The organism is Corallococcus sp. M7, assembly GCF_054512695.1.
In genome coordinates this window covers 3,726,121-3,751,166 of record NZ_CM137252.1, presented here as the reverse complement: position 1 = coordinate 3,751,166, position 25,046 = coordinate 3,726,121, and the positions used below count along the sequence as shown (strand labels likewise).

General features: G+C 69.6%; 23 protein-coding genes and 1 pseudogene. 6 read left to right on the top strand and 18 right to left on the bottom strand.

Annotation, left to right across the window (positions count from 1 at the left end; translation table 11 throughout):
* Positions 1–64 precede the first annotated feature (64 nt).
* Positions 65–1,060, bottom strand: coding sequence for a DUF1801 domain-containing protein (locus tag ACX114_RS15430; RefSeq protein WP_459298848.1), 996 nt, complete (start codon positions 1,058–1,060; stop codon positions 65–67).
* 82 nt (positions 1,061–1,142) lie between these two features.
* On the opposite strand from ACX114_RS15430, the gene ACX114_RS15425 reads away from it, so the two are divergent.
* Positions 1,143–1,901: a 2OG-Fe(II) oxygenase gene (locus ACX114_RS15425; protein WP_459298846.1), complete on the top strand. Its 759-nt coding sequence runs from the start codon at positions 1,143–1,145 to the stop codon at positions 1,899–1,901.
* A gap of 3 nt (positions 1,902–1,904) precedes the next feature.
* Here the strand turns inward: ACX114_RS15425 and ACX114_RS15420 are convergent, their stop codons facing one another.
* The 3 genes from ACX114_RS15420 to ACX114_RS15410 all read right to left on the bottom strand — a co-directional run bounded on the left by ACX114_RS15420 (position 1,905) and on the right by ACX114_RS15410 (position 4,694).
* Positions 1,905–3,044: a TPM domain-containing protein gene (locus ACX114_RS15420; RefSeq protein ID WP_459298844.1), complete on the bottom strand. Its 1,140-nt coding sequence runs from the start codon at positions 3,042–3,044 to the stop codon at positions 1,905–1,907.
* A gap of 41 nt (positions 3,045–3,085) precedes the next feature.
* On the bottom strand, positions 3,086–3,427 hold the full coding sequence (locus ACX114_RS15415) for a hypothetical protein (protein ID WP_459298842.1): 342 nt from the start codon (positions 3,425–3,427) through the stop codon (positions 3,086–3,088).
* 136 nt (positions 3,428–3,563) lie between these two features.
* The gene (locus tag ACX114_RS15410) at positions 3,564–4,694 is read right to left on the bottom strand and encodes a hypothetical protein (RefSeq protein WP_459298840.1); all 1,131 of its coding nucleotides are present in this window, start codon (positions 4,692–4,694) and stop codon (positions 3,564–3,566) included.
* Positions 4,695–4,767: 73 nt separating this feature from the next.
* Between ACX114_RS15410 and ACX114_RS15405 the strand changes: the two genes are divergently transcribed.
* Entirely contained in the window at positions 4,768–5,703 is a 936-nt protein-coding gene (locus ACX114_RS15405) for a bestrophin family protein (protein ID WP_459298838.1), read from the top strand.
* 96 nt (positions 5,704–5,799) lie between these two features.
* Positions 5,800–6,540: an endonuclease/exonuclease/phosphatase family protein gene (locus tag ACX114_RS15400; protein WP_459298836.1), complete on the top strand. Its 741-nt coding sequence runs from the start codon at positions 5,800–5,802 to the stop codon at positions 6,538–6,540.
* A 39-nt stretch (positions 6,541–6,579) separates the two neighbouring features.
* On the opposite strand, the gene ACX114_RS15395 is transcribed toward ACX114_RS15400, so the two are convergent.
* Positions 6,580–8,187 (bottom strand): endo alpha-1,4 polygalactosaminidase, encoded by a 1,608-nt coding sequence (locus tag ACX114_RS15395; RefSeq protein ID WP_459298834.1) that lies wholly within the window; start codon positions 8,185–8,187, stop codon positions 6,580–6,582.
* Between the two features lie 105 nt (positions 8,188–8,292).
* The gene (locus ACX114_RS15390) at positions 8,293–9,204 is read right to left on the bottom strand and encodes a LysR family transcriptional regulator (RefSeq protein ID WP_459298832.1); all 912 of its coding nucleotides are present in this window, start codon (positions 9,202–9,204) and stop codon (positions 8,293–8,295) included.
* Positions 9,205–9,355: 151 nt separating this feature from the next.
* On the opposite strand from ACX114_RS15390, the gene ACX114_RS15385 reads away from it, so the two are divergent.
* Positions 9,356–10,216: a haloalkane dehalogenase gene (locus ACX114_RS15385; protein WP_459298830.1), complete on the top strand. Its 861-nt coding sequence runs from the start codon at positions 9,356–9,358 to the stop codon at positions 10,214–10,216.
* Between the two features lie 6 nt (positions 10,217–10,222).
* Here the strand turns inward: ACX114_RS15385 and ACX114_RS15380 are convergent, their stop codons facing one another.
* On the bottom strand, positions 10,223–12,892 hold the full coding sequence (locus tag ACX114_RS15380; protein ID WP_459298828.1) for a DEAD/DEAH box helicase family protein: 2,670 nt from the start codon (positions 12,890–12,892) through the stop codon (positions 10,223–10,225).
* A gap of 181 nt (positions 12,893–13,073) precedes the next feature.
* A complete protein-coding gene (locus ACX114_RS15375) occupies positions 13,074–13,616 on the bottom strand; it encodes a hypothetical protein (protein ID WP_459298826.1) in 543 nt (180 codons plus the stop codon).
* 224 nt (positions 13,617–13,840) lie between these two features.
* On the opposite strand from ACX114_RS15375, the gene ACX114_RS15370 reads away from it, so the two are divergent.
* On the top strand, positions 13,841–14,041 hold the full coding sequence (locus tag ACX114_RS15370; RefSeq protein ID WP_459298825.1) for a hypothetical protein: 201 nt from the start codon (positions 13,841–13,843) through the stop codon (positions 14,039–14,041).
* Positions 14,042–14,090: 49 nt separating this feature from the next.
* On the opposite strand, the gene ACX114_RS15365 is transcribed toward ACX114_RS15370, so the two are convergent.
* On the bottom strand, positions 14,091–14,639 hold the full coding sequence (locus tag ACX114_RS15365) for a gas vesicle protein GvpG (RefSeq protein ID WP_459298823.1): 549 nt from the start codon (positions 14,637–14,639) through the stop codon (positions 14,091–14,093).
* Between the two features lie 143 nt (positions 14,640–14,782).
* On the opposite strand from ACX114_RS15365, the gene ACX114_RS15360 reads away from it, so the two are divergent.
* Positions 14,783–16,207 carry a hypothetical protein gene (locus ACX114_RS15360; protein WP_459298821.1) on the top strand — a complete coding sequence of 475 codons (1,425 nt, stop codon included), beginning with the start codon at positions 14,783–14,785 and terminating at the stop codon, positions 16,205–16,207.
* A gap of 26 nt (positions 16,208–16,233) precedes the next feature.
* Here ACX114_RS15360 and ACX114_RS15355 read toward each other — a convergent pair whose 3' ends face one another.
* The 9 genes and pseudogenes from ACX114_RS15355 to ACX114_RS15315 all read right to left on the bottom strand — a co-directional run bounded on the left by ACX114_RS15355 (position 16,234) and on the right by ACX114_RS15315 (position 25,031).
* On the bottom strand, positions 16,234–16,416 hold the full coding sequence (locus tag ACX114_RS15355; protein ID WP_459298819.1) for a hypothetical protein: 183 nt from the start codon (positions 16,414–16,416) through the stop codon (positions 16,234–16,236).
* Complete coding sequence (locus tag ACX114_RS15350; RefSeq protein ID WP_459300173.1) at positions 16,413–16,616, bottom strand: hypothetical protein; 204 nt, start codon at positions 16,614–16,616, stop codon at positions 16,413–16,415. The genes ACX114_RS15355 and ACX114_RS15350 overlap by 4 nt, the downstream gene beginning before the upstream one ends.
* Positions 16,595–16,700, bottom strand: a pseudogene (locus ACX114_RS15345) (pilin); the annotation flags it as partial. The pseudogene ACX114_RS15345 and the gene ACX114_RS15350, both read right to left, overlap by 22 nt.
* Before the next feature lie 196 nt (positions 16,701–16,896).
* Positions 16,897–18,507 carry an AMP-binding protein gene (locus ACX114_RS15340; protein ID WP_459298817.1) on the bottom strand — a complete coding sequence of 537 codons (1,611 nt, stop codon included), beginning with the start codon at positions 18,505–18,507 and terminating at the stop codon, positions 16,897–16,899.
* 55 nt (positions 18,508–18,562) lie between these two features.
* Complete coding sequence (locus tag ACX114_RS15335; RefSeq protein WP_459298815.1) at positions 18,563–19,336, bottom strand: enoyl-CoA hydratase family protein; 774 nt, start codon at positions 19,334–19,336, stop codon at positions 18,563–18,565.
* The gene (locus ACX114_RS15330; RefSeq protein ID WP_459298813.1) at positions 19,333–21,345 is read right to left on the bottom strand and encodes an acetyl/propionyl/methylcrotonyl-CoA carboxylase subunit alpha; all 2,013 of its coding nucleotides are present in this window, start codon (positions 21,343–21,345) and stop codon (positions 19,333–19,335) included. Before ACX114_RS15330 ends, ACX114_RS15335 begins: the two co-directional genes overlap by 4 nt.
* Before the next feature lie 11 nt (positions 21,346–21,356).
* Positions 21,357–22,973 (bottom strand): acyl-CoA carboxylase subunit beta, encoded by a 1,617-nt coding sequence (locus ACX114_RS15325; protein ID WP_459298811.1) that lies wholly within the window; start codon positions 22,971–22,973, stop codon positions 21,357–21,359.
* Position 22,974: 1 nt separating this feature from the next.
* Positions 22,975–23,853 (bottom strand): SDR family oxidoreductase, encoded by an 879-nt coding sequence (locus ACX114_RS15320; RefSeq protein WP_459298809.1) that lies wholly within the window; start codon positions 23,851–23,853, stop codon positions 22,975–22,977.
* 11 nt (positions 23,854–23,864) lie between these two features.
* Positions 23,865–25,031, bottom strand: coding sequence for an acyl-CoA dehydrogenase family protein (locus tag ACX114_RS15315; protein ID WP_459298807.1), 1,167 nt, complete (start codon positions 25,029–25,031; stop codon positions 23,865–23,867).
* Positions 25,032–25,046 lie beyond the last annotated feature (15 nt).

Genomic DNA, 25,046 nt, shown 5'->3' with positions numbered 1-25,046 from the left:
CGTCGGTGAGGGCTCGGAAGTACTGGGTGGGTGGACGCAACGTCAATCCCCCGCCCGAAGAACACTAGACAACCCGGGCAAGGACCTTCGACCAGCGCTCGCGCATGGCCTCGCGGACCTCCGCGTCCGGGAGCTTCTCCATGTGCACGTGGAGGGAAGCGCCCTTCGCCTTCGGCATCACCGTGAGCTGCAAGGTCGCCGGCTTCTTCCAACCGTCCGTCTCCCAGGTCATGCGCAGGCGCTGGCCGGGCTTCACCACCCGGACTTCGCCTCGCACGGCGGGGACGCCGCGACGCTTGGGGGCCTCATAACGGCCTCCTGCTTCGGCCTGCAGCGTCGCGCCCGGGCCCAGCCAGCGCTCCGGGTGCGTCGTGATCCACTCCCACAGTTCGGGGGCGGTCATCGGCAGCGTGCGCACGACGCCCACCTGGAAGCCCGTGGCGGCGGTCTCGCCCACCACCCGCTTGCCTCGGGCCTGCTCATACGCCACGGCGATCGACTGCTGCCACCAGCGGGACTCGACCTCGCGGCCCACGAGCACGGCCAGCTGCTTGTGGGTCAGCCCGGCCGCTCCCGCCTTGTCCAGGGCGCGCATCCAGGCCTTCCAGTCACGGCCGGTGGCCTCCTTCACCGCCGCGTCCGTGATGCGTTCGGTGATGAGCGCTTTCTTCGCGGCCGCGGGCTTCTTCGCGCGCGTGGCGATCTCCGCGAGCCGCGCCTGCACCAGCTTCTTCACCAGCTTCGCGGGGAGCGGTTCGTCCGGAGGAAAGGTGACGCCGCTCTTCGACGTGGCGTAGCCCTCCAGCTCCGACGCCATCGCCGGCACCACACCGCCGCTGAAGGGGTAGTAGCCGCAGTGGTTCTTGAAGAAGGCGAAGCCCGCGACGGCGCTCCCATCCACCTTGAAGGTGGGCATCTGGTAGCTGATCGTCTCCGTGGCCTTGGGGAGCAACTTCCGCAGCTGCGTGCGCAGGGCGGTCAGGGTCTTCTTCGCCGCCGGGTCGGGCACGCTTGCCAGATAGGCGTCGATCGTCTGCGGGACTCGGGTCTTCGTCGCCATTGCGGCTCCTGTCTGTCCGGAAGCGTGGGTGCAACGAGCATGGCATCATCGACGGCCGGCAACCCCCACCGGAAGAGGTCCCGTGAGCGTCGCGACAGTTGATGAAGGTCCGTTGCTGGGCCCGAGCTTCTTCCTCAGCCGGACCGCGCTCCGCTCACTCGCGTTGGCGCATCGCGACACCTACGACAGCGCCCGTCCCCATCCGCACGTCGTCATCGATGACTTCCTGGGGGAGCGGCTGGCGACGGACCTGGCCGGCGTCTTTCCAGGCGCGACCGGAGCCCCCTGGATGCGCCGTGATCATCCAGAGCAGGCGGCCCGCCTGGGACAGCTTCAGCGCAAGGCCTTCGAGGGTGTGCACGGCGCGCTCCGGCACCTGCTCGCGGAACTCTCCGGCATGGCGTTCCTCGACTTCCTGGAGACGCTCACTGGCGTCAAAGGGCTCATCGCGGATCCGCACTTCCGGGGCGCGGGGCTGCACCTCACGCTGCGCGGAGGCCATCTGGCGCTCCACGCGGACTTCAATCGCGATCGCACCCGCGCGCTCTCCCGGCGGCTCACCGTCCTGTACTACCTGAACCCGGGCTGGGAGCCCGCGTGGGGCGGTGACCTGGAGCTGTGGAACGCCGACCTCTCCCGGTGCGAGGCCCGCATCGCCCCGGTGCTGGATCGGCTGGTCGTGATGGCGCACGGAGACACCCACTGGCACGGCCACCCCGCCGCGCTGGCGTGTCCCGAAGGACGGGGCCGGGCCACGGTCGCGGCCTACTTCTACACGGCGGAGGAGTCCCCGGACGCGCCAGAGGCCCACAGCGCGCTCTGGGCGCCACCGCGCCCCTGAAGGCTACCAGCTACCGCTGGAGCCGCCTCCCGACGAGCGCCCGCCTCCGGACGACGAAGAGGAGCGGGAGGAGCTCGAGGAACTCGACGACGAGGGCCGGGTGCGCCGGGGCGTGCTGTGGCGTGAGGTGGTGACGTGGTCGCAGTGTCCACAGCGCACCGTCACCTCCACCTCGCCACCATGGTCGTAGGTCGCGCTCCTCAGCGTGCGTGAGGTCTGCTTGCCCGTCACATAGCGGCACCGCTGGCACCGCTTGAAGCGTGAGAAGAGCCGGCCGTAGCGCTCGACGCTCGCGTCCTCGCACGGACCACACCACCAGACGTCATAGTCCACGGAGCCCAGCTGCTCCTCGAACCGCTGTCCCGGGTCGAGGTGGGCATCGTCCTCCGCCTCGCCAAGCCGCACCCGAAGGTCGCCGCACGTGCGGCACTTGCGCGGACGACGGCGGAGCCAGGCACTGCCCGCGAACCCCGCCGCGCCGAGCACGCCCGCGACGCCCGCGAAGAGGCCGACGTTCGGCGGCGAGGAGGACTCCTCCGCCGGGAGCACCTGCATGTGCGGGGTGTTCAGGAACGCCTCCCGGTCCCAGTCCGTGAGTTCGACATCACTGTCGGCGCTCGGAGCGGCGTCGACGGGGTTGTTGAGCCGTGAGTTCTCGATGAGCTCCTTCAGACCTTGCGCGCCCCCACGCACGGCGCCGTTCGGGTCGCCACGCTTGAAGGCAGGAACCACTTCCTGCGCCATCACCACGTCGCTGGCCACCTGGTCGTCGGGCTCATCGACCCCGTCTCCGAGGATGATCTCCGCCTTGCGGTCCGCGTACGCGATGAAGAGCAGCGCGCCGTCGTCCCTGCCGGGATGACCGATGCCCCAGCGATTGAAGAGCTCCAGCGCGAACTCACGCGAGCGCCTGGGCGACGTGGTGTCCACCATCACCACCATGAGCTGGCCAAGCCCGCGGTCATTCAGCGACCGGGCCATCTCGTCGACCTCCGCCCGCACCGCCGGCGTGAGCACGTGGGACGGCGTGAGGTCCACCGTCCAGGAGCCCGCGGCAGGCCGGGGGACCGCTTCCACCGTGACGCCCAGGGCCGGAGTGCCGAGGGCGCAGAACAGGACCACGAGACCCAGCCATGCGCGCATGGCGCCGAATGTAACAGATGGCGCCATGCCCCCAGGAGCCGCTAGCGGGCCGCCTTCGCTCGCTTGCGCTCGATGAGGTCGCGCGCGGCCTGACCGCTGGTGACGAACTCGACGTCCCCCTTCAGCCGGCCCGTGAGGTAGAGCGCGAAGGCGACGGCCTTGGCGCTCGCCATCTGCAGCCGCTGGGTGCCGACGTAGATGACGCCTCGCAGCCACTCCGGGCGGGACTCCTTGCTGAAGTGCTCGCGAGCAGGTTTGTCGATGACAGAGCCGTCGATGTCCACGACGACGAACACGGGCCCCTGGACCGCCACCTCCTGCACGATGGACAGCAGGCGCTTCGCGTCCTCCAGTCCCGTGGCGCCCTGGAAGTCGACCCACAAGACATCAGGCGCCTCAAGATGCACCCGATGCGCTCCGAATACCCACTCACGTCGTTCCGTCATGAGTCCCCCCGGCCGGATACACAGACCGGGGCGGAGCATACTGAAACGCGTTGGCTCGCCACCAGGACGGCCACTACTCAATCGTGGAGTTCGTCACCCGGATGGGCGTGTCCGCGTGATTCGAAATCTGGGGCCAGGTCTCGTACCAGGAGCCACCCTTGTTGTTCTGGATGACCGAACGGTCGATGCGGATGTCGCCTGAGTGGTCATTGCTCACGAAGAAGATGGCGCTGCCGTGCGCGTTGACCTCGTTGTGTTCGATGCGCGTGCCACAGAGCGAGAGCGTCATCGTGTTGCCATCGTTGTAGATGGCTCCACCGCTACCACCGCCCGGCGTGCCCGGCTGCGCGGGATTGGCGCCGTTGCCGATGGCCCGGTTGTGGGAGAAGAGGCTGTTGATGATGGTCCACGACACACCAATGCTGCTGATGCCGCCGCCGTTGGAGCAGACCCCGCCGTAGCCCTCCTTGCCGCCGAAGGTCGTGTTCACCACGTAGACCGGCTGGTCGTCGTACTGGTCGAACACGCGCAGCGCGGCGCCGCCGACGTCCGGGCCGGTGTCCACGCACACGTTGTTGAAGAAGCGGGAGTTGATGACCTTCACCCGCCCGCCGCGCACCCAGACCGCGCCGCCGCCGTCGTACTCCTTCTCACTCTTGGAGCTGGCGTCCACGAAGGTGAGGTTCTGGAGCGTCAGCCGCGGGTGGTCCTGGTCCTGGCAGTGCGAGGTCGTCCACACCTGGGCCTGGTCACAGGTGTTCATGTAGAGGATGCGGTGCTTGCCCGCGCCGCTCAGCGTCACCAGCCCCTTGCCGTCGATGACGATCTCCGGCCCCTTGTCGTTGAAGACCTTCGCCGTCCGGTCCAGCGTGATGACGACGGGCTCCGGGCCGCAGTCGAAGGTGATGACCCCGCCCTTCGCCACGGCATTGACGAAGGCCTCCGAGGTACAGCTGGCCGGCGTCCCCGTCCCGACGACGGTGGTGGGCCGGGACACGTCCGCGAGCCCCGCCTCGGCGGGTACGGTGCACGTCGCCTCGGCGTTCGGGTTGCCGGCCGGGGGCCCGTCCTTCGGGTTGGTCAGCGGGTTGGGGACGTCCACGCCCTCATCGTCCGAGCAGCCAGCGCCGCACATCAGCGCGGCCCCCACGGCCAGGGAGCGCAGCGTGGACACGGGGAACCGGTGAAGTCTCTTCGGGTGCATTCAGCCTCCAGGAGGGAGGCAGTCTAGGGCGGCACGCTTGCGACAGGCGCGGATTTGGGGCACGAGACGCGCCGTGATCGTTCGTCCCCGTCCTGGCTTCTTCAAGCTCCTGTTCGTCGTGCGCGGCACCATCCTGCCGCGCGTCCTGCCCCACGTGTTGGGGGTCGCGGCACTCGCCTCGCTGGTCGTCCTGACGCTGAAGCAGGGCTACATCCGGCTTCCCGTCACGTCGCCCGCGCCGCTGTCGCTGCTCGGCATCGCGCTCTCCATCTTCCTCGGCTTCCGCAACAACGCCTGCTACGACCGCTGGTGGGAGGGGCGGAAGCAGTGGGGCGCGCTCATCATCGAGGTGCGCGCCTTCACCCAGGCGGCCATCGCGCTGCTGGACGACGGGCGCGCCGAGTTGCCCGACGCCGGGCGGCAGGCGGCAAGGAGGCTGGTGCACCGCACCATCGCCTTCCCCTACGCGCTCGCCGCGCACCTCCGCTCGCAAGACGCTTCAGAGGCCCTGGGCCGCCATCTGGAAGAGCCCGAGCGCTCGCGCGTCCTGGGCAGCGGCAACCGCCCCAACGCCATCCTCCGTGAGCACCAGTTGGAGCTGGCCCGACTGCTCCGCGAGGGCCGTCTCACCGACATCACCTGGGCCGCCTTGAACGAACGGGTGCACGCGATGATGAGCATCTTCACCGCCTGCGAGCGCATCCGCCTCACGCCCCTGCCCTTCGCCTACACGGTGCTCCTGCACCGCACGGCCTACCTCTTCTGTCTGCTGCTGCCCTTCGGCCTCGCCGAGTCCATGGGGTGGTTCACGCCGGTGCTCACGGCCATGATTGCCTACACCTTCTTCGGCCTGGACCTCCTCAGCGAGGAGATGGAAGAGCCCTTCGGAGAAGCGCCCAACGACCTGCCCCTGCTCGCGATGTCCCGCACGGCGGAGATCAACATGCTGGAATCGCTGGGAGAGCCTCAGCCGGAGCCGCTGCGCCCCAGGGACTTTGTCCTCGGCTGACGGAAACATTTCGGGTCGCATTTTCTGCGAATACAGCTTTTGCTAGCTTCCCCAGGACGCGCCAGGAATGACCTGGCGCGCACTTTCGAGGGAACCATGCTCAAGCTCTTGTCGTCGGCCATTCTCAGCCTGCTGCTCTCCCTGGGGCTCGTGCCCGCATCCACCGAGGAGACGGATGCGACGGCGTTGGCCGCCACGACGACCACGGTCGCGACGCACAACACGTGGTACGGGCAGGCAAACATGAAGCCGCTCGCGGACATCATCGGCTGGCAGGAGGTGTCCACCGCGGAGGGCCACTCCAAGCTGGGGGAATTGGAGTACTACGCCCACTTCCGGCCCGGTGAGGACCGGCTGGACGCGCGCAACTCCATCGCCATCTCCTGGCGCAAGAACAAGTTCGAGAAGACGGGCGACGGTTCGCGGCTCACGCACGGCGGGGAGGCCGGAGTGACGCCGGCGCGCTTCGTGAACTGGGTCGTGCTGAAGAACATCGCGACCGGCGAGAAGCTGGCGTTCGTCAACACCCACTACATCTCCGGCGCCTGGAACGGCGAGCACCCGGAGCGTCAGGAGCGCTGGCGGACGCACAATGCCGTGGTGCGCGAGGTCGTCGCGGAGCTGCGCGGCCGGGGGCTGCCCGTGGTGCTGGTGGGCGACTTCAACCGCGCGCTGTCGCAGGACATCCCGGGGATGAACCACCTGAACACGGCGGGCGTCAGCGGCGTGCCCATCGATCAGATCTACGTCAGCATCGGCATCGGCACCGGCCCCGCCGAGCGCCTGGAGAAGTACGGCTCCGACCACTTCGCCTACACCGCGACCGTCCAGTACTGAGGAAGAGGCCGGGGCGGGAGGACCGCCCCGGCCCCCGCGCTACCAGCAGGTGAACTGGAGGTTGTCGTAGCGGACCGACGCGGTGCTGAAGACCAGGGTGCGCATGTCCCCCTGGGCGAAGTTGCTCTCACCGCAGGCGCAGGTCGCCCCGGTGCCCGTGCACGACGTCCAGTTGGTGATGTCTCCGCTCGAGTCCTTCCGGTACTCGGCGTTGAAGACCGCCTTGTTCTTGTTCGTGAACCAGGTCTTGTAGGCGGCGCACTCGTTGAACCGCTGGCACTCCTCGTTGATGGCGAAGTCGAAGGAGTCCGCGAGCGAGGGGACCTGGTCCACGTCGTTCTTGAGCGCGATGCCCAGGCACAGGGAGTGGGCGGTGGTGGCCAGCCAGCGGTTGTAGTCGAGCTGGTTCGCCGCCGTGAGCCCCCAGCAGGCCTGGTCGGTGCAGTTGATTTCGTCGTCGTGCGAATAGCCGTCGATGTTGTCCGGCTCCACCGCGTCGCAGCCCTTGTTCTTCGCCAGCTGCATGCGCGACGTCATCACCGTGCGCACCGCCGGCTTGCGGTGATCCAACCACCACTCACAGCCACCGCCGCTCGTGCACCAGTCGCCCATGATGTGCACGGACTGCGCGCAGTTCTCCCCGGGGGTGCAGTACGTGTCCTGCGGGAACTGGTTCGCGTCTTCCCGCCAGTCCTCATAGGAGCCCGCGCTGAAGTAGCAGACCACCTTCTTGCCGGCGGTCTTGTACTCCTGGATCTTCGCGGCGGTCGTGTTGAAGAGGTCGACGACGTAGACCTGGGCGTTGAGGTTCGTGGGGATGGACGCATGCTCCAGGTCCCACATCCAGGTGGTGCCCTTGGGGAAGGCCGCCACCGTGCAGGCGGAAGCCTCGCCACAGACGTTCGGGGTGCCGCCACCGCCGCACGTCGCCGGGCTCTGGCAGGTGCCGCAGCTGGAGACCGTGCGCGACTGGCCACAGTTGTCCGTGCCCGTCACCGGGTCGCAGTTCTTGCCCAGCCGCGCGCAGAAGGCCGCGTCCGTCTCTGGCGTGCACGACGAGGCGATGTCCCACGACACCTGGAGGCGCAGGCTGTCCAGCTGCGCCGCGTCCGTCCCGGCTCCCTTGATGAGGCGCGCGCGGATCTCCCCGGTGCTCGACACGAAGTTCGACGCGGTCTCGGTGGTGGGGAGCGCGAGCGTCAAGGCCGGCGTCCACACCCAGTCACCGCGCCCCTGTGAGTTGGCGATGCTGACCCAGCTGGACGTGCTGAACCGGTAGAGCTGCCACTGGTAGTAGGACGCCGCGACGCCGGGCCCCTGGTACTTCGTCAGCAGGCTGAGCTGGGTGATTTGAGCCGGGGTGGGCGCGGCCTGGGTGAGGCTGGAGAGGTTGAAGGACAGGTAGCCCGTGTAGCTGGGGCTGAACTCGATGTACTGCGCATAGCAGTCCGCGTACGCGCCCACCGTGCAGTTCGCGCTGTTCGTCTTGAGCACGGCCATGCCGCCGCTCTTGCCCGACGCGTCCGTGTTCGCCTGCGTGCTCGCGGAGGCGAAGTCGATGACCTCCGAGCCCGGCAGCGCCTGCTGTTGAGCCTCCGGCGCCAGCGCGGACTCCCCTTCCGATGACATGCAAGCGGACAGCAGCAAGAACAGACAGGCACTCCATTTCGACATTGCGCCTCCAGGGTTTGGGCCGGGCTATCACAAAAATCCGCGAGTTACCGACTGCGGGAGGGATTCATCTCCTGATGCTCACTCGGCCAGGACCGCGCGCCGAACCAGCTCACGGAAGTACCGCGCCGCCGGGTCGGCATGGGTGCGGTCATGCCAGCACAGGGCCAGCTTGACGGTGTGCGCGGGGACCGGCGCGTTGACGCCACGAACCCCCAGGCGCGCGCCCTGCGCCGCGACGAGTGACTCCGGCAACGTCGCGACCAGGTCGGTCGCGGACACGATTGCCGCCGCCGTCAGGAAGGAAGGCACCGTCATGGCGACCTCCCGCCGGATGCCCGCGCGTGCGTACGCGGCGCCAACGAGGTCCCGGAAGCCCTTGCCAGGGACCATCTCCACGCCCACGTGACGGAGCGCGCCGAGCGCACGCGGGGACAGCCGCTTCGCGAGCGCGGGGTGCTCTTCGCGAGCCACGAGGACGGTGCGCTCGTCCAGCAGCGGTTCGACGTGCAGGCCCGCGCCCCGCCCGGCGAGGCCGATGTGCAGGTCGACCTGTGACGACGTCAGGTCCCCGAGCGCCACGAGCGAGGCGATGCCAACCACGGAGAGGCGCGCGTCCGGCAGCTCCCGGGCCATCCGGGCGGCGATTCGCGGCCCCCACGTGACCTGCCCCGCATCGGCGACGGCGAGCGTGAAGGTGCGCGTGCAACGAGCCGGCTCGAAGGGGGCCTCGTGAAGCCCGGACTCCAGTTCGCGCAGGCCTCGGGCGATGGCGGGGGCCAGCGCGAGCGCCCGGGGCGTGGGGACGATGCCACGGCCCTTGCGCGTGACCAGCGGGTCGCCCAGCACGGACCGCAGGCGCGCCAGGCTGTTGCTGATGGCGGAGGGCGTGACGTGGAGCCGCTCGGCCGCGCGCACCACGCTGCGCTCGGTGAGGACGGTGTGGAGCACCAGGAGGAGGTTGAGGTCGAGGGCGGCGATCGAAATGCTCACGGTTGGTGAGCCTAGACCTCACGAACCATCACTACCAGCGAGGGGTCCCCTTCCCCATCATGGGTGCATGCATAGACTGCTCGGCTGTCTCGTCGCGGGCGTGCTCATCGCATGCCACACCTCTCCACCGCTTCCTTCCCGGAGCACGCCCATGTCCATGGTTCACCAGGTCCAGGTCCTGGATTCGTTCATCTCCTACCGCGAGGCCGGGACGGGCTCGCCCATCGTGTTCCTGCACGGCAATCCCACGTCCTCACACGTGTGGCGGAACGTCATTCCGAGGCTCGCCGACCGGGGCCGCTGCCTCGCGCCCGACCTCATCGGCATGGGGGCTTCGGGCAAGCCGGACATCCCGTACCGGTTCGCGGACCACGCGAGGTACCTCGATGCGTGGTTCGACGCGCTCGGCCTGCGGGACGTCGTGCTCGTCGGCTACGACTGGGGCGGAGTGCTGGCCCTGGATTGGGCGCGGCGGCATCCGGACCGCGTGCGGGGCGTGGCCGTGTTCGAGACGTTCCTCCGCCCCATGCGCTGGAGCGACTGGCCTCCCCAGGGCGAGCAACTGTTCCGCGCCCTGCGCACGCCGGGAGTCGGTGAGACGCTCGTGCTCGAACAGAACGCGTTCCTCGAGAAGTCCTTCGCGAATGGCGTCCAGCGTGGCCTCGCTGAGAGCGACAGGGCCGTCTACCAGGCCCCCTATCCCGACGCGGCGTCGCGGCGCCCGGTGCTGCAGTGGCCCCGGGAGATTCCAATCGATGGTGAGCCCGCTGACGTCGCCGCGGTGATCGAGCGCTATGACGCGTGGCTCGCGCAGCCCTCCGTGAAGCCGGTGCTCCTGCTGACCTTCGGAGACATCGGGCTCAACGCGCCGCACATCATCGAGTGGGCGCGAGCCAACCTCCGGGGCCTCGAAATCGTTCCGCTGGGACGCGCGGGCCACCATGCGCCGGAAGACGCACCCGAGGACATCGCGCGCGCCCTGAGGCTCTGGCTGGATCGCCACGCGGGATGACGCGGCTCAGCGCCGCCGCCCGCCGCCTCCCGGCCGTCTTCCATTCCTGGGCGGCTTGCCATGGTGGCCCCGAGGCCCTCCGCGCCAGGGGGCGCCGCGCTCCCGCTCCTGTTCCGCGGGCCGACGCTCCCGGTTGGCCTCGGCGATCTCGTCCGGCATCCAGGGCTGGTCGAGCAGTTCCTGGAGCTCCAGGAGTGAGCGGGCCTGGAGCACGCCCCTCCGGCCCCGGGCCACGCTGAAGCGCTGGGGCCGGTCGAGCAGCGGCAGCTCCTCCTCCACCAGCGTGCGGGCGAGCTTCTCCGGCAGGTGCAGCCGCACCACACCTCTCAGGGCCCCGTCCGACAGCTCCTCCACGTCGTATTCGAGCGGCACCGCCTGCTCGCGGACCTCCACGGTGTCCGGGAGCGCCAGGAGTGCCTGACGTGTCGAGCGCGGCACGAGCGCGTCCAGGTCCAGCCGCAGCGGGCGCTCCCGGAAGTCGTCGAGCGTGTCCACGCCGTCGAGCTGCGCCTCGTAGAGCGCTGTGAGCTCCGGGTGCCCCAGCGGCGCGGTGGTGCCTCCCGAACGGCGCCACAGCTCGCGCACCTCGGCGATGGCGACCCGATGACGGTCCACCGCAGGATGGGGTGCATCGCCTCGCGCCAGCGCCTCGGCGAGCGCGTGCCGGGCCGCCTTGGCGAGCTCCGGCCCCCAGGCGCGCAGCACGTCCACTTCCTGCTCCAGCGTGAAGCCGAAGTAGTCCAGCCGCTTGACGAGCACGACCGAGCGGAAGCGCACGTCATACGTGGGCGCCTCCGCGTGACGGCGCGCGTAGCGGCGCAGCAGTGACTGGGGAAGCTGGGTGCCTTCGATGGCGCCCTGCGACTCACCGTTGCGGTCGGCGAAGTAGCGCAGCGTGCCCGCCACCGCGCCCAGGTTGCCGCACACGCTCGTCTTCGACACGCGTGTGAGCTCACCCCAGGCCGTGCGCTCGTCGATGACCAGGTCGAAGGGCATGAAGCGCGCGAGCAGGTCGCAGAAGCGATGGTGGACGCTGGAGCTCGCGAACGGCATGCGCGCGGGCAGCGCCAGCCCCACGCTCCGGTACACGCTCGCCATCGCGAGCGCCGCGTCCTCCAGCGCCTTCACCAGCACCCCGCGCCCCTCCGCCCACACCGCGAGCTTCTCCGGGTCGAAGACGTGGCGCGGCAGCCCCTGCACCTCCCCCACCGTGCCCGTTTCACGGAAGGCCTCGGCGTACAGGTTGTACGCGGTCAGGTGGTCACTGCCCTGCACGAGCACGCTCTCCAGGTTCCGCTCCTCGCGCGTCATCCGGTGCAGGGACTCCACCGCGCTGCACACCGCGAGGAACGGCAGGAGCGCGTCCTCCGCGTTGACGATGAGCTCCGCCCACGGACGCTCCACGGGCAGGGCCTCCACCGCGCGGCCGTAGTCGGACAGCCGTCCGTCCGCGTCCACGATGCCGCGCGCCTCCAGCTTCGCGAGCGCCCGTCGATAGGCGGCGCGGTCCAACGGTACGGGCAGGTCCAGCTCATCCGCCCGCACGCCCAGGGCCGCCGCGGTGAGCGCCACCCGCTCCGGCTCGCCCGCGAGCTGGAACTCGGGCGCGGTGGGCCGCAGCGAGGCGAAGTGGATCAACCGGTCACTGAGGATGAAGACGCGCCCGCCCGCCACCCGCCCGTGCACGCGCCCCGCCATCTGCAACAGCTCGTTGTTGCCCAGGTGCACGCGGGTGAGCACGTTGCGGCCGCCCTCCACCACGTTCGTGAAGCGCAGGTCGTCGATGACGACGGTGTCCAGGCCCGGCACGTTGAGCGCGCTCTGCCCCGCCGCCGTCATCGCGAGCACGAAGGGCCGCGGCGCCGTGCCCTCCAGGAAGGGGCGGATGGCGCGCAGCGGTTCGCCGCCGTGGTAGTGCGCCGCGTGCACCTCCGGCGCGCTCGCGCGCACGTGGGCCGCCGCCTCCTCCACTCCAGCCCGCGTGGGCAGGAACACGCCCACCCCGCGCCCCCGCTGCTGCACGTCCCGCAGGAAGGCGTCATCGAGGAAGGACCGCGGCTGGCGGCGCTCCACCTCCACGAGGGCCGCCTTGGCCGGGTCGAAGGTGGACACCTGGAGCACGTCCGCGCTGTCCAGGTAGCGCGAGTAGAAGGCCGGATCCACCGTGGCGGACAGCCAGATGAAGCGGCAGCCCACGCGCTTGCCCAGCGCCAGGCACAGCTCCAGCTCCGCGGAGGTCTGGTGGATCTCATCCACGATGAGCGTGTCCTCACGCCGGATGGCGCCGCCCTGGAACCAGCGCCTCGCGATGCCGGTGGTGACGATGGCCACGTCCGCGAGCGGCGTCTCCGCGGTGGCCTCCCGCTCGCGGTTGACCACCGTCACCCGCAGGGGCCGCCGGCCCGTGAGCTCCTCCGCGATGGGGCGGATGGCGAGCGTCTTGCCCGTGCCGGTGCCCGCGACGATGCCGAACCCCTGCCCGCTCCGCGCCAGCGCACGGAGACGCTCGCCGTGGTGCTCTTCCAGGTACGTGCGCAGCTCCAGCCCGAGCGCCAGCTCGATGGTCTCGCAAGCGGCCCGCGTGGGCGCGATGACCACCACCCGTCCGCGCAGGGGCGCCGTGGAGGGGGAAGCGTCGGTGCGGGGCGGCAGGAAGCGGTCGGTGGGCGTGCGCACGAAGGCCAGTGATACGCACGGGAGGGGGCCCGGGGAAGCGTCAGTTGTGTCCGGGACCCATCAGAAGGAGGCAGGCACCCACGCACGCCAGGGCTTCAGGCACCTCACGGGCACCTGGCCCCAGGGTGATACCCTCCTTGAGAGCCGAGGACGCGAAGCGCGCATCCTCGGCTCGTCAGGGTCAGCGGCTCAGGTCACCTCCACCTCCGCCGCCGCCTCCGCCCGAGCCGCCTGAGCCGCCCGAGCCGCCCGAGCCCCCAGCGCTCGAACCACTGCCACCCGAGCCGCCCGAGCCTGAGCCGCCCGCGCTCGAACCACTGCCGCCGGAGCCGCCACCACCCGAGCCGCCAGTGCTTGAGCCGCTGCTCGTGCCACCTCCGCTGGAGGTACCGCCGGAGGTGGAGCCGCCGCCCATGCCGCTGCCGCCCGTGCTGGAACCGCCTGTGCCGCCCGTGCTGGAGCCGCCTGTGCCGCCCGTGCTGGAGCCCCCGGTCCCCTGGCTCGTCCCTGAACCTGAGCCGCCAACGTCGCCAGAGCCGGTCTCGGCTCCCTCCGTTTCATTGGAGCTGCCGACGCTCGTCCTGCCGCCGATGCCTGGATTCATCGTTCCGGATCCGCCAGTGCCGCTCCCCTCCGACCCCTCGCCCTTCGTGGTCTTGCACCCCGCGCCAACGAGCAGCGCCGACGCGAGCGTTCCCAGCAGCACCGCCTTGAATGCCTTCATTGCATGCACCTCCCTCACTGGCCCGGGTGGAAGGTCGAGAAACCGCTCCTCGGGAGCCACTGAACCTGGGGGTGGGCTCGAGGTCGGGAAGGCACACCTTGGATGAGACGGGAAGGCTTCATCGAAGGGGCGCAGGCACCCGCTCCCGGCCCCCGGTGTCGAGCCTCGTCGAATCGAGGACGCGCCTCTAGAATGGACGGGCTGTTCAACCCGGGAGGTCGTACATGCGCAAGGGAATCGCGAAGTTCGTGTTCATGCTGGGCGTCGTGGCGGGTGGTGCCGTCGGGGCGCTGATGCCTACCAACTCCGAGGCCATTGGCCTGTGCTCCAACCTCTGCATGAACGAAGACTGCTCGTGCTTCCGTCAGTGTGCCGGCGTGGGCGGTGGGCAGTGCGTGTGTTCGGCCGAAACCATCTGCCAGTAGGCCGCAGCGGATGAACCGCGGCCGGGCCTGCGTGATGGGCCCGGCCGTTTCAGAGCCGGTCGAGGATCTCCGCCCTCTTCCGCGCGTACTCCTCCTCCGAAACGAGGCCCGCGTCGGCCATCCGCTGGAGGTCAGTCAGGGCCTTCACGGGATCTCCGTGCGCTGTCTGGCCCGTGGCCATGGCGTCCATGCCCTCGCGGAGGAACCGGCCTAGATCCTGCGCGACGACCGGCCCCAGCACGACGACCTCCTGTGGGTCCTCCGGGTCGACCTTGACGTTGAGCCGCAGTCCCACGTCCATCACTCGCACGTTCCAGTCGTGCCACCGGCTGCTCAACGACACCTGATACGGCGCCTGGCCGGGAAGCCGCACCTCGAGCAGGAAGTCGAAGACCTGGCTGCGGTTGATGAACATCGGCGTGGCCTTGTACTGCAGCACCGTGGCTTCACCTGGCAGTCCGTTCTTGCGGACCTGCTCCTTCTTCCGTGCCCGGCGGATCAGGCGCACGACCAACGCGCCTCCGCCGATGAAGACCAGTCCCCAGCTCACCACCGCCACCACCACGAACCCCACCATGAACCCATCATCCTCGTACATCACACCCACCTCGAAGAGGCACCGCGCAGGCCCGGAACGAATGCCTCGCCCCGTTACAAGCGGCCGGGGCCCTGCATGAAAACAGCGATGGCCGTGCACCACCACCCCTTGGCGCGAGGGTTCAGTGGGTAGCATGCGCGTCCATGAGCCTCTCCCAGAACGAGTTCCTCCCGCGCGCGGAGGCCATGCGTGCCCGGCTCGAAGGCGCCGTCCTCGACGCCCTCTCCCATCATGGAGCGCCCTCGGTCTCGGACCTGGCGAGCGCTTTTCGCGACGCGGAGATGGAGCCGTCCCAGCTCGCTGAGGCGCTGTGCCCCGGGCCCCTGTCGCCCATCGGCCTCGCGGCCCTCGTCATTCGCGAGCTGCTGGCGCCCGAGGACGCCTTGCTCGAAGGGACCGTCTCCGAGGCCCGGGTCATCACGGGCAACGCGCGGGCCGCCGGCTCACTGCGTGTCACCGCGCCCCTGATCGTCCTCGGGGACCTGGAGGTGGCGGGCGTGCTGGAAGACTGCGGACCGGATTCGACGGTCGTGGTCGTGGGCCGTTGCACGGCATGGGGGCTCGAGACGTCGGGGAACTTCCTGGTGCTCGGCGACCTCGTGGTGCGAGACGCCATCCAGGGCATCTATAACGACGACAGCCTCGTCGTGGCGGGGGACCTCACCACGCGCTTCCTCGACGAGAACGATCACGACGTCACCTGCTACGGCGAAGTCCACGCCGAGCACCACCTGGAGAACGGCCGCTCCGGAAATGAGGCCGCATCGCTCGCGTCCACCTTCCTGCGCCCCGAGCTGTGGAACATCGACCTGGGGGAGGTCCACCACGGCGCCCTGTTCGAGCGCATCCAGCAGGGCCAGCCCGTCTTCACGGACACGCTCCAGCCCCGGCAGGTCCGCGAGCCGGATGCCCCCACCGCCCAGGAGCTCGAGGGCCTGGACATCGAAGGCATCGCGGCCCAGGCGTCAAAGAACGCGCGCGCGAAGGACGTCGTCTACGCCCAACGCAAGACAGGCGAAGTATGGCTGATGCGCCCGGGGAGCCTGCCGCTGCACATCTTCGACGGGAACCGGGTCCTCGGACAGGCGACGCCCCCGGAGCTCGACGTGAAGCAGCGGGCCTCGGAGCGCGTCACCTTCTGGCGCAAGCGGGGCGACCTGTTCCTGGAGCTCGAACGCTTCGGCGCCGTCGTCCAGTTCCACGGGGGCTACAACAACGGGTCGATGCGCACGTTCCGCTTCGCCTTCGAGACGCCCGACGCTGCCACGCGGGAGGTGCGGCGGCTGGAGGCCCGCTACGAAGGAGACTTCCTGCGCGTCACGTCCGTGATTCCCGGCCGGGGCCCGCTGGAACGCGAGCTCGCGAACTACAGCGGCCCCAAGGCGCAGTACACGTCGGCGATCGTGGACGGCACCACGCTGGTCACTCGCGACGGCGAGCGCCAGCGCTTCGATGACGAGGCCTCCGCGCTGAGCGCCCTGGAGGATTGGATCGCAGGGAAGCGCCAGGCGGGGTTCGACCTGAAGATCCTGGAGTGGAAGCCCTTCGGCCTCCTGGGCAAACGTTAGGGCGACTCCAGGAGCATGTCCGAGGCCTACTGCTGGACGTCGTTCACGTGGTTGTACGGGTCGCCTATTTCGATGGTGTCGCCGTTGGCGGCCGTGCGCTTGACGGTGGAGATGCTCCACACGTCCAGCGTGTCATCGTTGTCCACGTTGCCCACGCACGCGGCTGTCACGATGCAGTCGGGACAGGTCCCCTCCACGCCCGGTTTCACGCCCGCCTGGTCCAGGGCCGCCTGGATCCTTGCCGGGTCGAGCGCGGGGAGGTCGCGCCCACGGGGATGATGTCCTCCGGCATCCGCAGCACATAGGCATAGCGATTGCTCGGTCCCGGCTCGATGCCCATCTCCTGGAGGCTGACCAGGGGCTGGTCGTCCACCAGGCTCACCCTCGCCGCGGTGAAGACCGCCTTCAGGTTGGACTTGCACTCCGCCTGCTTCGCGCGCGACTGGAACCTGATGAAGTTGGGGATGGCGATGGCGGCCTGGATGCCAATGGTGAAGAGCCCCAACCCCGCCACGCAAAGGGCTGCGATAGCGAGCCCCCGACTCCGGGCATATTCCGGCTTGCCTGTCTTCAGCATCGCCACGATGGCCAGCACGAGCCCTACGGGCCATATGCAGATGAAGCACAGGCCCGCGATGGTGAAGCCCAGCGCGACTCCAGGCAGGACGGTCTTCTTCGGCGGGGCGGACTCAGGAGGGATTTCGGTCGTCACGCCCCTCATCGTAGTGCGTGGCGTACTGCTGACGGAGCACGAATTTCTGGGCCTTGCCCGTGCTGGTCTGCGGCATGGCCGCGAGCAGGACGATGGCCTTGGGTACCTCGAACCCACCCAGGTGCTGGCGGCAGTGGGCGTTGATCTCCGCCTCCGTCGCGGAGGCGCCGGGCTTGAGCACGACGAAGCCCGTCACCGCCTCCGTCCAGCGTGCGTGTGGCAGCCCCACCACCGCGACCTGAAGCACGGCGGGATGACGCAGGAGGACCTCCTCGACCTTGATGGACGGGACGTTCTCTCCGCCCGTCTTGATCATGTCCTTCTTGCGGTCCACGAAGAGCAGCTGGCCGTCGGCGTCGAACATGCCCAGGTCGCCGGTGTGGTGCCAGCCAAAGGCGCTCGCCCGCGCGGTCGCCTCCGGGTCCTTGTAGTAGCCGAGCATCACGTTCGGCCCGCGGTGGACGATCTCTCCCACCTCGCCGCGCCCGAGCAGCCGGCCCTCGTCATCCATGATGGCCGTCTCGTTCGTCACCACCGAGTCGCCCCAGTACGAGCCGAACCGCTTGAGCTGCTGCTCCGGCTTGAACATGGTCGTCGCCGGGTACATCTCCGTCTGTCCCGACGCGAGCGCGAAGCCGCCCGGGCAGAAGTGCTCGATGAGCTCCACGAGCATCGTGCGGGCCATGGGCGCCATCACGTAGAGGCACAGGCGCAGGCTGGACAGCTTCGTGGCCGGACGCGCCGGGTGCGCCAGCATCGCGCCGTACATCACCGGCAGGCCCAGGAGGAACGTGATGCCGCGCTGCTCGATGGTGGCGAGCATCGCGCCCGGGTCGAAGGCCCGCCGCACCACGACCGTCGCCCCGGCCAGCAGGAACGTCATCACGATGGCGTGCTGCGCGCAGTGGAACATCGGGAGCACGCAGATGGTGGCGTCCGACGGGCGCATGCCCAGCTCGAACAGGTTCCCGCTCAGCGCCGCCTGCACCGACGCATGCGAGTGCATGACGCCCTTCTGCTGGCCGGTGGTGCCGCTGGTGTACATGATCTGCGCGAGCTGGCCGCTCTGGATGTCCACCTCCGGCAGCGTGCCGTGCTGCCCCTCGAGCGTGTCCAGGAACGCGACCGTGTCCCCGCCCGGCGCCGCCTGCCCCTCCGGCACGCAGACGATGACGCGGGTGCCCAGCGCGTCGAGCATCGCCCGCAGCCCGGGCTTCGCGAGGAGCTCGGCGTCGACGACGGCGTGGGTCGCCTCGGCGTGTTCGAGGATGTACCGGACGGCCTCCACGGAGAGGCCGGTGTTGATGGGCACCCAGACGAGCCCTGACTTGTAGATGCCCACGAACGCGGTGAGCATCTGCGCGGAGTTGCCGCAGAGCATCGCGATGCGCGAGCCCTGGGGCAGCCCCTGCGCGAGCAGGTAGTGCGCGAACGCGCTCGAGCGCCGGTCGAGCTCCGCGTAGGAGAACTCGAGGTCCCCGTCGACGAGTGCCGTCCGCTCCGGCCAGCGCAACGCCGACCGGTGGACGATGTCTCCCAGCGAGACGCGGCTGATACGCGGGGACCGAGGTGCCTGGATCGCGGACATCGTGTGCTCCATTCCGCCCGTTCGGGCGTCGGGTCGAACCGGGTGCCCCGGCAGCCTATTTCGGCGCGGCCCAAGAAGGAGGCCGGCGCTCCAGGAAGGCGAGCATCCCCTCCTGGGCCTCCTCGGAGGCGAACAGCCGGCTGGAGAGGGCGACCATCTCCGCCCCCCCGGAATCGATGCGCGCGCGCAGGCCGGCGGCCACCAGCTGCTTGGTCTCGCGCAGGCCCTGCGGCGACGACACCCGGAACGTCTCAAGGATCTGCTCGACGGCGCCCTCCAGTGACGCATCCGGCACCGCGGTGGTGATGAGCCCGATGCGCGCGGCCTCGGCCGCGTCGAAGGCCTCACCGGTGAGGAAGTAGCGGCTCGCCGCCCGGCTGGTCAGGTGCGGCAGCGTGGTGAGGGAGATGACCGCGGGCGTCACGCCGATGCGCGCCTCGGTGAAGGCGAACTTCACGGACTCCGCGACGACCGCCACGTCGCACGCGCCGACAATGCCGATGCCGCCCGCCCTCACTTGCCCGGCGACCTTCGCCACCACGGGCTGGGGCAGCGTGACGATCGTGCGCAGCACGTCGAGCAGCACGGCCGGTGCCTTCGCGGCGCCTCCATCCGCCATCTCCGAGAGGTCCGCCCCCGCGCAGAACGCGGGACCGGTGGCCGCTAGGACGACCGCGCGAACGCTCGGGTCGGCGCCCACGGCGTTCAGCCGCTCCAGCAACTGCGTGACGAGCGCCCGCGACAGCGCGTTGCGGTTGCGCGGCGAGTCGAGCGTCAGGGTCGCGACGCCACGAGAGACTTCGTACCGGACGAGCGTTGCTTCACTCATGCTGCCTCCTTCGCCGCGGGGGAGACGACCGCGACCACATGCCGTGCCGGAACCTGCGCCCCGACCGTGACGTTCACCGCCGTGACCACGCCATCCGTCGGCGCGATGAGGGACGACTCCATCTTCATCGCTTCGAGCACCACCAGCACGTCGCCCTTCTTCACGGTCGCGCCGACCTCGGTGCTCACCCGGATGATGCGGCCATCCATGGGCGCGCGCAGGCGGCCGTCGCTGGCGCGCTCGCGTTCGGAGGGCAGCCGGAAGGACACGTCCCGCAGTTGGCGCGTGATGCCGTCGAGCGTGCACCAGAGCGTGCCACCCGCACGGCGGTAGCGGACCGCGCGGCGACGCCCCGCGACCTCCACCTCCGCGCGTTCGGCGCTCAGGGCGCGCAAGGACAGCGAGACCCGGGTGTCGCCGACACCGACCTCGTAGGACTCCGGCGAGACGGGACGGACCGACGCGCGGAACTCCAAGGCACCGTCATGCAGGCTGACCGGCACCGGCAGGGCGTAGGAGCTGCTCCAGCCCGTGAGCGTCGCGTCGAAGCCGCCCTTCCGGGCCAGCGCCTGTGCGTCGTCATGGAAGAGCAAGGCGGCCAGGATGGCCTGGTCCTCCAGGGAGGCCTTCCCGAGCGTTTGCAGCGTCTCCGGCGGTGTGTGCGCGCCGACGAAGCCCGTGTCGTACCGGCCGGAACGGAACGCCTCGTGCCCGAGGACGTGCTGGATGAACGCGCTGTTCGTCGTGACGCCGAACACCGTCAGCTCGCGCAGCGCCGCGGCCAGCCGCTCACGCGCCGTCTCGCGGTCCGGTCCGTACGCGATGAGCTTGGCCTGCATGGAGTCATAGAACGGCGTGATGTCCTGGCCTTCACGCACGCCGTGGTCCACGCGAACGCCCTCCCCCACCGGTGGCTCCCATGCGAGGAGCCGGCCCGTCTGCGGGAGGAAGCCCTTCGCCGGGTCCTCGGCGCACAGGCGCGCCTCGATGGCGTGCCCGCGCCAGGTGATCTCCGGCTGCGTCAGCGGGAGCGGCTCACCGTCGGCGACGCGCAGCTGCCACTCGACCAGGTCGAGCCCGGTGATGAGCTCGGTCACCGGGTGTTCGACCTGGAGGCGCGTGTTCATCTCCATGAAGAAGAAGTCGCCGTTGGGCGCCAGGAGGAACTCGATGGTCCCCGCGCCGCGATACCCGATGGCGCGGATGGCCTGCACCGCCACCGACCCCATGCGCTCGCGCAACTCGGGCGTGACGGCTGGAGACGGGCTCTCTTCAATCACCTTCTGGTGCCGGCGCTGCACGGAGCAGTCGCGCTCGCCCAGATGCACGGCGTTCCCGTGTTCGTCCGCGAAGACCTGCACCTCCACGTGACGCGCGCCTTCGATGGCCCGCTCCAGGATGAGCTCGCCGCTGCCGAAGGCGTTCGTCGCCTCCGAGCGCGCCGAACGGATGGCGTCGAGCAGCGCGCCAGGCTCGCGGACGAGCCGCATGCCGCGCCCGCCACCGCCCGCCGCCGCCTTCACCATGATGGGGAACCCGACGCGCTGGCCCTCGCGGACCAGGGCTTCGTCTTCCAGGGACTCGCCAGGGCGTGCGGCCTCATAGCCAGGGATGCAGGGCACGTCCGCGGCCTGCATGCGCAGCTTCGCCTGCCGCTTGTTCCCCATCAGCTCGATGGCTTCCGCGGGCGGTCCGACGAACACGAAGCCGGCTGACGCGCACGCGCGCGCGAAGTCCTCGTTCTCCGACAGGAAGCCGTACCCGGGATGGATGGCGTCCGCGCCGGACGCCTTCGCCGCGGCGAGGACCTTCTCGATGGAGAGGTAGGACTCCCTCGCGGGCGGCGGCCCCAGATGCATGGCCTCGTCCGCGAGCCGCACGTGCGGGGCATCCCGGTCCGCGTCGGAGTAGACCGCGACCGTGCGCAGGCCGAGTCGACGGCACGTGCGCAGCACGCGCACGGCGATCTCACCCCGGTTCGCCACCAGCACCTTGTGGATGCGTTTCATGATTCCCCTCGCTACAGCCGGGCGACGCCGAAGGAGTTGGGCGACAGCGTGCGGCGCGAAGCCTCGTCGCACGTGGCCAGGATGAACCCGAGCACCCGCCGCGTGTCGCGGGGGTCGATGACGCCGTCGTCGAACAGCCGGGCGCTGCAATGGAAGGCATCCGACTCGCGGTCGAACTGCTCGATGAGCGGCTTCGCCATTCCGTCCAGGAACTCCTGGTCGGGCGGCAGCCCCGCGCGCCGGGCCTTCTCCGTGGCGACGATGGTCAGCACCTTCGCCGCCTGCTCACCGCCCATCACCGCCGTGCGCGCGTTGGGCCAGGCGAAGATGAAGCGCGGATGGAACGCACGGCCGCACATGCCGTAGTTGCCCGCGCCGAAGGCACCGCCCATGAGGAGGGTCATCTGCGGCACGGTCGCGTTGGCCACGGCCTGGAGCATCTTCGCGCCGTGCTTCACGATGCCGCCCTGCTCCGACTGAGTGCCCACCATGTAGCCGGTGGTGTTCTGCAGGTAGATGATGGGCGTACGCGCCTGGCAGCAGAGCTGGATGAACTGCCCCGCCTTCGTCGCGCCCTTCGCGGTGATGGGCCCGTTGTTGCCGATGAGGCCCACCGCCCGGCCCTCGATGCGCGCCCAGCCGCAGACGGTGAGCGCGTCGTAGTCGTCCTTGAAGGGCGAGAAGTCCGAACCATCCACCAGCCGGGCAATCACCTCGCGGCAGTCGTAGGGCTTGCGGTGGTCCATGGGCACGACGCCGCACAGCTCCTCCACCGCATAGCGGGGCGGCTCGAAGGTAGGACGCGCGGAGGCCGGCAGGGCGTCATTCCATCCGAGCGAAGCAACGATCTCCCGCGCGATGCGGATGCCATCGGCGTCGTCCTCGGCAAGGTGGTCCGAGGTGCCGGCCACGGTGGTGTGCATCTCCGCGCCGCCCAGGTCCTCGTCCGTGGCGACCTCGCCCGTGGCCGCGAGCAGCAGCGGCGGGCCGGCAAGGAACACCTTCGCCTTGCCGCGCACCATGACGACATGGTCGGACAGGCCCGGGATGTACGCGCCGCCCGCCGTGCTGGAACCATGGACGACGGTGACCTGGGGGATGCCGGCCGCGGACAGCTTCGCCTGGTTGTAGAAGGTCTCCCCTCCCGGGATGAAGATCTCCTGCTGGTAGAGCAGGTTCGCCCCGCCGCTCTCCACGAGCGACACCACGGGCAGGCGGTTCTGAAGGGCAATCTCCTGCGCACGCAGCGCCTTCTGGACGCCCCAGGGCGTCGCGGTGCCGCCCTTCACGGCGGAGTTGCTCACGAACACCAGGCAGCGCACGCCGGACACGAAGCCGATGCCGATGATGGTGTTTCCACCGGCCAGCGAGCCGTCGCTATCGTCATGGTGCTTGTAGCCACAGAGCGTGGAGAGCTCCAGGAACGGCGAGCCCCGGTCGAGCAGCAGCGCCAGTCGCTCACGCGGGAGCAACTGCCCGCGCTGCTTGAACTTGTCTCGGGCCAGTTGCTCGGTGTCGCGCGACTTCTGCTCGATGGCGCGCAGCTCCGCGACGCGGGCGAGCATCTCCTGGCGCTGCGTGGTGAAGGTGGCGGAGGCCGGTTCGACCTGGGAGACGATCGTGGGCACGTCACTTCTCCTTCGGGCCGTCGAGGATGGCGGGCCCCTTGGCCAGGTGGAACCCGTCGTAGGGCTTCGAGTTGTCGTGCTCCGATAGCGGGAACGCCTTGGTGTTGCAGGACGCGCCGCCGTCGATGCGGATGACCTCGCCGGTGATGAACGCCGCCACGTCGGAGAGCAGGAACACGATGGCGCCGCTCACCTCCGCCTCGGTGGCCAGCCGGTGCAGGGGCACCTGCTTGCGCAGGAAGGGGATCATCTCGCGGACGAAGGGGTCTTCGTAGGTATCCAGCCCGCTGGAGGCGACCCATCCGGGCGCGACGGCGTTGACGCGCACTCCAGACGCGGCCCATTCGACGGCCGCCGTCTGCGTCAGGTTGAACATGCCGGCGCGCGCAGCGCCCGAGTGGCCCATGCCGGGCATGCCGTTCCAGGCATCCGCGAGCATGTTCACGATGGCGCCACCGTGCTCGCTCATGGACTGGGTGAACACCTCGCGCGCGACCAGGAAGCCGCCGGTGAGGTTCGTGGAGACGACCGCCTCGAAGCCCTTCTTGGAGATCTGCGACAGCGGCGACGGGAACTGCCCACCGGCGTTGTTCACGAGCCCGTGGATGCGGCCGTGCTCCTGGACGACGGCGGTGACCATGGCCTTCACCGCGGCCTCGTCCCGGATGTCCACGGCGTGCTGCGTGGACGCGCAGCCCTCGGCGGAGAGCTCGCCGGCGACCTTCGCGAGCTTCTCTGTCTTGCGGCCCACCAGGACGATGTGCGCACCGAGCGACGCCAGCTCATGCGCGGTGCACCGGCCAATGCCACTGCCGGCGCCGGTGACGATGATGGTGCGGCCCGCGAAGGAATTCGGGGCGAAGACTGAACGGTATCCCATCGTGTTGCTCCTCAGCCGCGCGCCTTGCGGGGCAGCGTTCCCATGGCCTTGCTGATGATTCCGAGCATCACCTCGTCGGCGCCGCCGCCAATGGACCCCAGCCGCAGGTCGCGGTAGGCGCGGGCGACGGGGTTGTCCCAGGTGAAGCCCATGCCGCCCCAGTACTGGAGGCAGCCATCGACGAGCTCGCGGACCAGCCGGCCCGACTTGAGCTTGCACATCGAGGCGAGCTTCACGACCTCCGGGTCGTCCTTGTTCTCGATGTACATGCCCACGGTCCGGTAGATGAGCGCCCGGAGCGCCTCCACCTCCGTCTGCAACTCAGCCAGCCGGAAGTGCACGCTCTGATTGTCGAGGATGGACTGGCCAAAGGCCTTGCGCTGCCGCGTGTACTCCGCCGTCTGCGCGATGAGCCGGTCGAAGGTGACCAGCGTGCTGGCCGACACAAACAGCCGCTCCTCCTGGAACTGCTGCATCTGCATCGCGAAGCCGCGCCCCTCGTCGCCGATGCGGAAGCGCGCCGGGACGCGCACGCCGTCGAAGAAGAGCTGCGCCGTGTCGGATGCCCACATGCCGAGCTTGCGGATCTTCGACCGCGTGATGCCAGGGCGGTCCATGGGCACGATGATGAGCGACTTGTTCGCGTGCGCGGGCCCATCCCCCGTGTTGGCGAGCAGGCAGATCCAGTCCGCCTGCATCCCGTTGGTGATCCACATCTTGCTGCCGTCGATGACGTAGTCGTCGCCGTCGCGGCGCGCCGTGGTCGTCACGCTCGCCACGTCGGAGCCGGCGCCGGGCTCGCTCACCGCGATGGAACAGACGCGCTCGCCCGTGAGCGTGGGCGCCAGGAACTCCCGCCGCAGCTCGTCACCGCCAAAGCGCGCGAGCGCGGGCGTGGCCATGTCCGTCACGACGCCGATGGCCATGGGCAGCGCGCCGCAGGTGCAGTGCCCCAGCTCCTCCGCGAAGGCGACGGAGAACGACGCATCCAGTCCCAGCCCACCGAACTCCGTGGGCTTGGTGATGCCGAGCAGCCCCAGCTCCCCCAGCTTCTTGAAGACCTCCCGCGCCGGGAAGATCTCCGCGGCCTCCCAGGCGTCGACGTGAGGGTTCAGCTCCTGTTCCACGAACTTGCGGACGGTCTGGCGGATGGCGCGGTGTTCCTGGGTCTGCTGCATGGGCTTCCTCGGTGG

Excerpts from the sequence above, each read along its gene's own strand:
- ACX114_RS15430 (WP_459298848.1), bottom strand. The coding sequence starts at position 1,060 with ATGGCGACGAAGACCCGAGTCCCGCAGACGATCGACGCCTATCTGGCA.
- ACX114_RS15420 (WP_459298844.1), bottom strand. The coding sequence starts at position 3,044 with ATGCGCGCATGGCTGGGTCTCGTGGTCCTGTTCTGCGCCCTCGGCACT.
- ACX114_RS15410 (WP_459298840.1), bottom strand. The coding sequence starts at position 4,694 with ATGCACCCGAAGAGACTTCACCGGTTCCCCGTGTCCACGCTGCGCTCC.
- ACX114_RS15400 (WP_459298836.1), top strand. The coding sequence starts at position 5,800 with ATGCTCAAGCTCTTGTCGTCGGCCATTCTCAGCCTGCTGCTCTCCCTG.
- ACX114_RS15385 (WP_459298830.1), top strand. The coding sequence starts at position 9,356 with ATGTCCATGGTTCACCAGGTCCAGGTCCTGGATTCGTTCATCTCCTAC.
- ACX114_RS15375 (WP_459298826.1), bottom strand. The coding sequence starts at position 13,616 with ATGAAGGCATTCAAGGCGGTGCTGCTGGGAACGCTCGCGTCGGCGCTG.
- ACX114_RS15370 (WP_459298825.1), top strand. The coding sequence starts at position 13,841 with ATGCGCAAGGGAATCGCGAAGTTCGTGTTCATGCTGGGCGTCGTGGCG.
- ACX114_RS15365 (WP_459298823.1), bottom strand. The coding sequence starts at position 14,639 with ATGTACGAGGATGATGGGTTCATGGTGGGGTTCGTGGTGGTGGCGGTG.
- ACX114_RS15360 (WP_459298821.1), top strand. The coding sequence starts at position 14,783 with ATGAGCCTCTCCCAGAACGAGTTCCTCCCGCGCGCGGAGGCCATGCGT.
- ACX114_RS15340 (WP_459298817.1), bottom strand. The coding sequence starts at position 18,507 with ATGTCCGCGATCCAGGCACCTCGGTCCCCGCGTATCAGCCGCGTCTCG.
- ACX114_RS15335 (WP_459298815.1), bottom strand. The coding sequence starts at position 19,336 with ATGAGTGAAGCAACGCTCGTCCGGTACGAAGTCTCTCGTGGCGTCGCG.
- ACX114_RS15330 (WP_459298813.1), bottom strand. The coding sequence starts at position 21,345 with ATGAAACGCATCCACAAGGTGCTGGTGGCGAACCGGGGTGAGATCGCC.
- ACX114_RS15320 (WP_459298809.1), bottom strand. The coding sequence starts at position 23,853 with ATGGGATACCGTTCAGTCTTCGCCCCGAATTCCTTCGCGGGCCGCACC.
- ACX114_RS15315 (WP_459298807.1), bottom strand. The coding sequence starts at position 25,031 with ATGCAGCAGACCCAGGAACACCGCGCCATCCGCCAGACCGTCCGCAAG.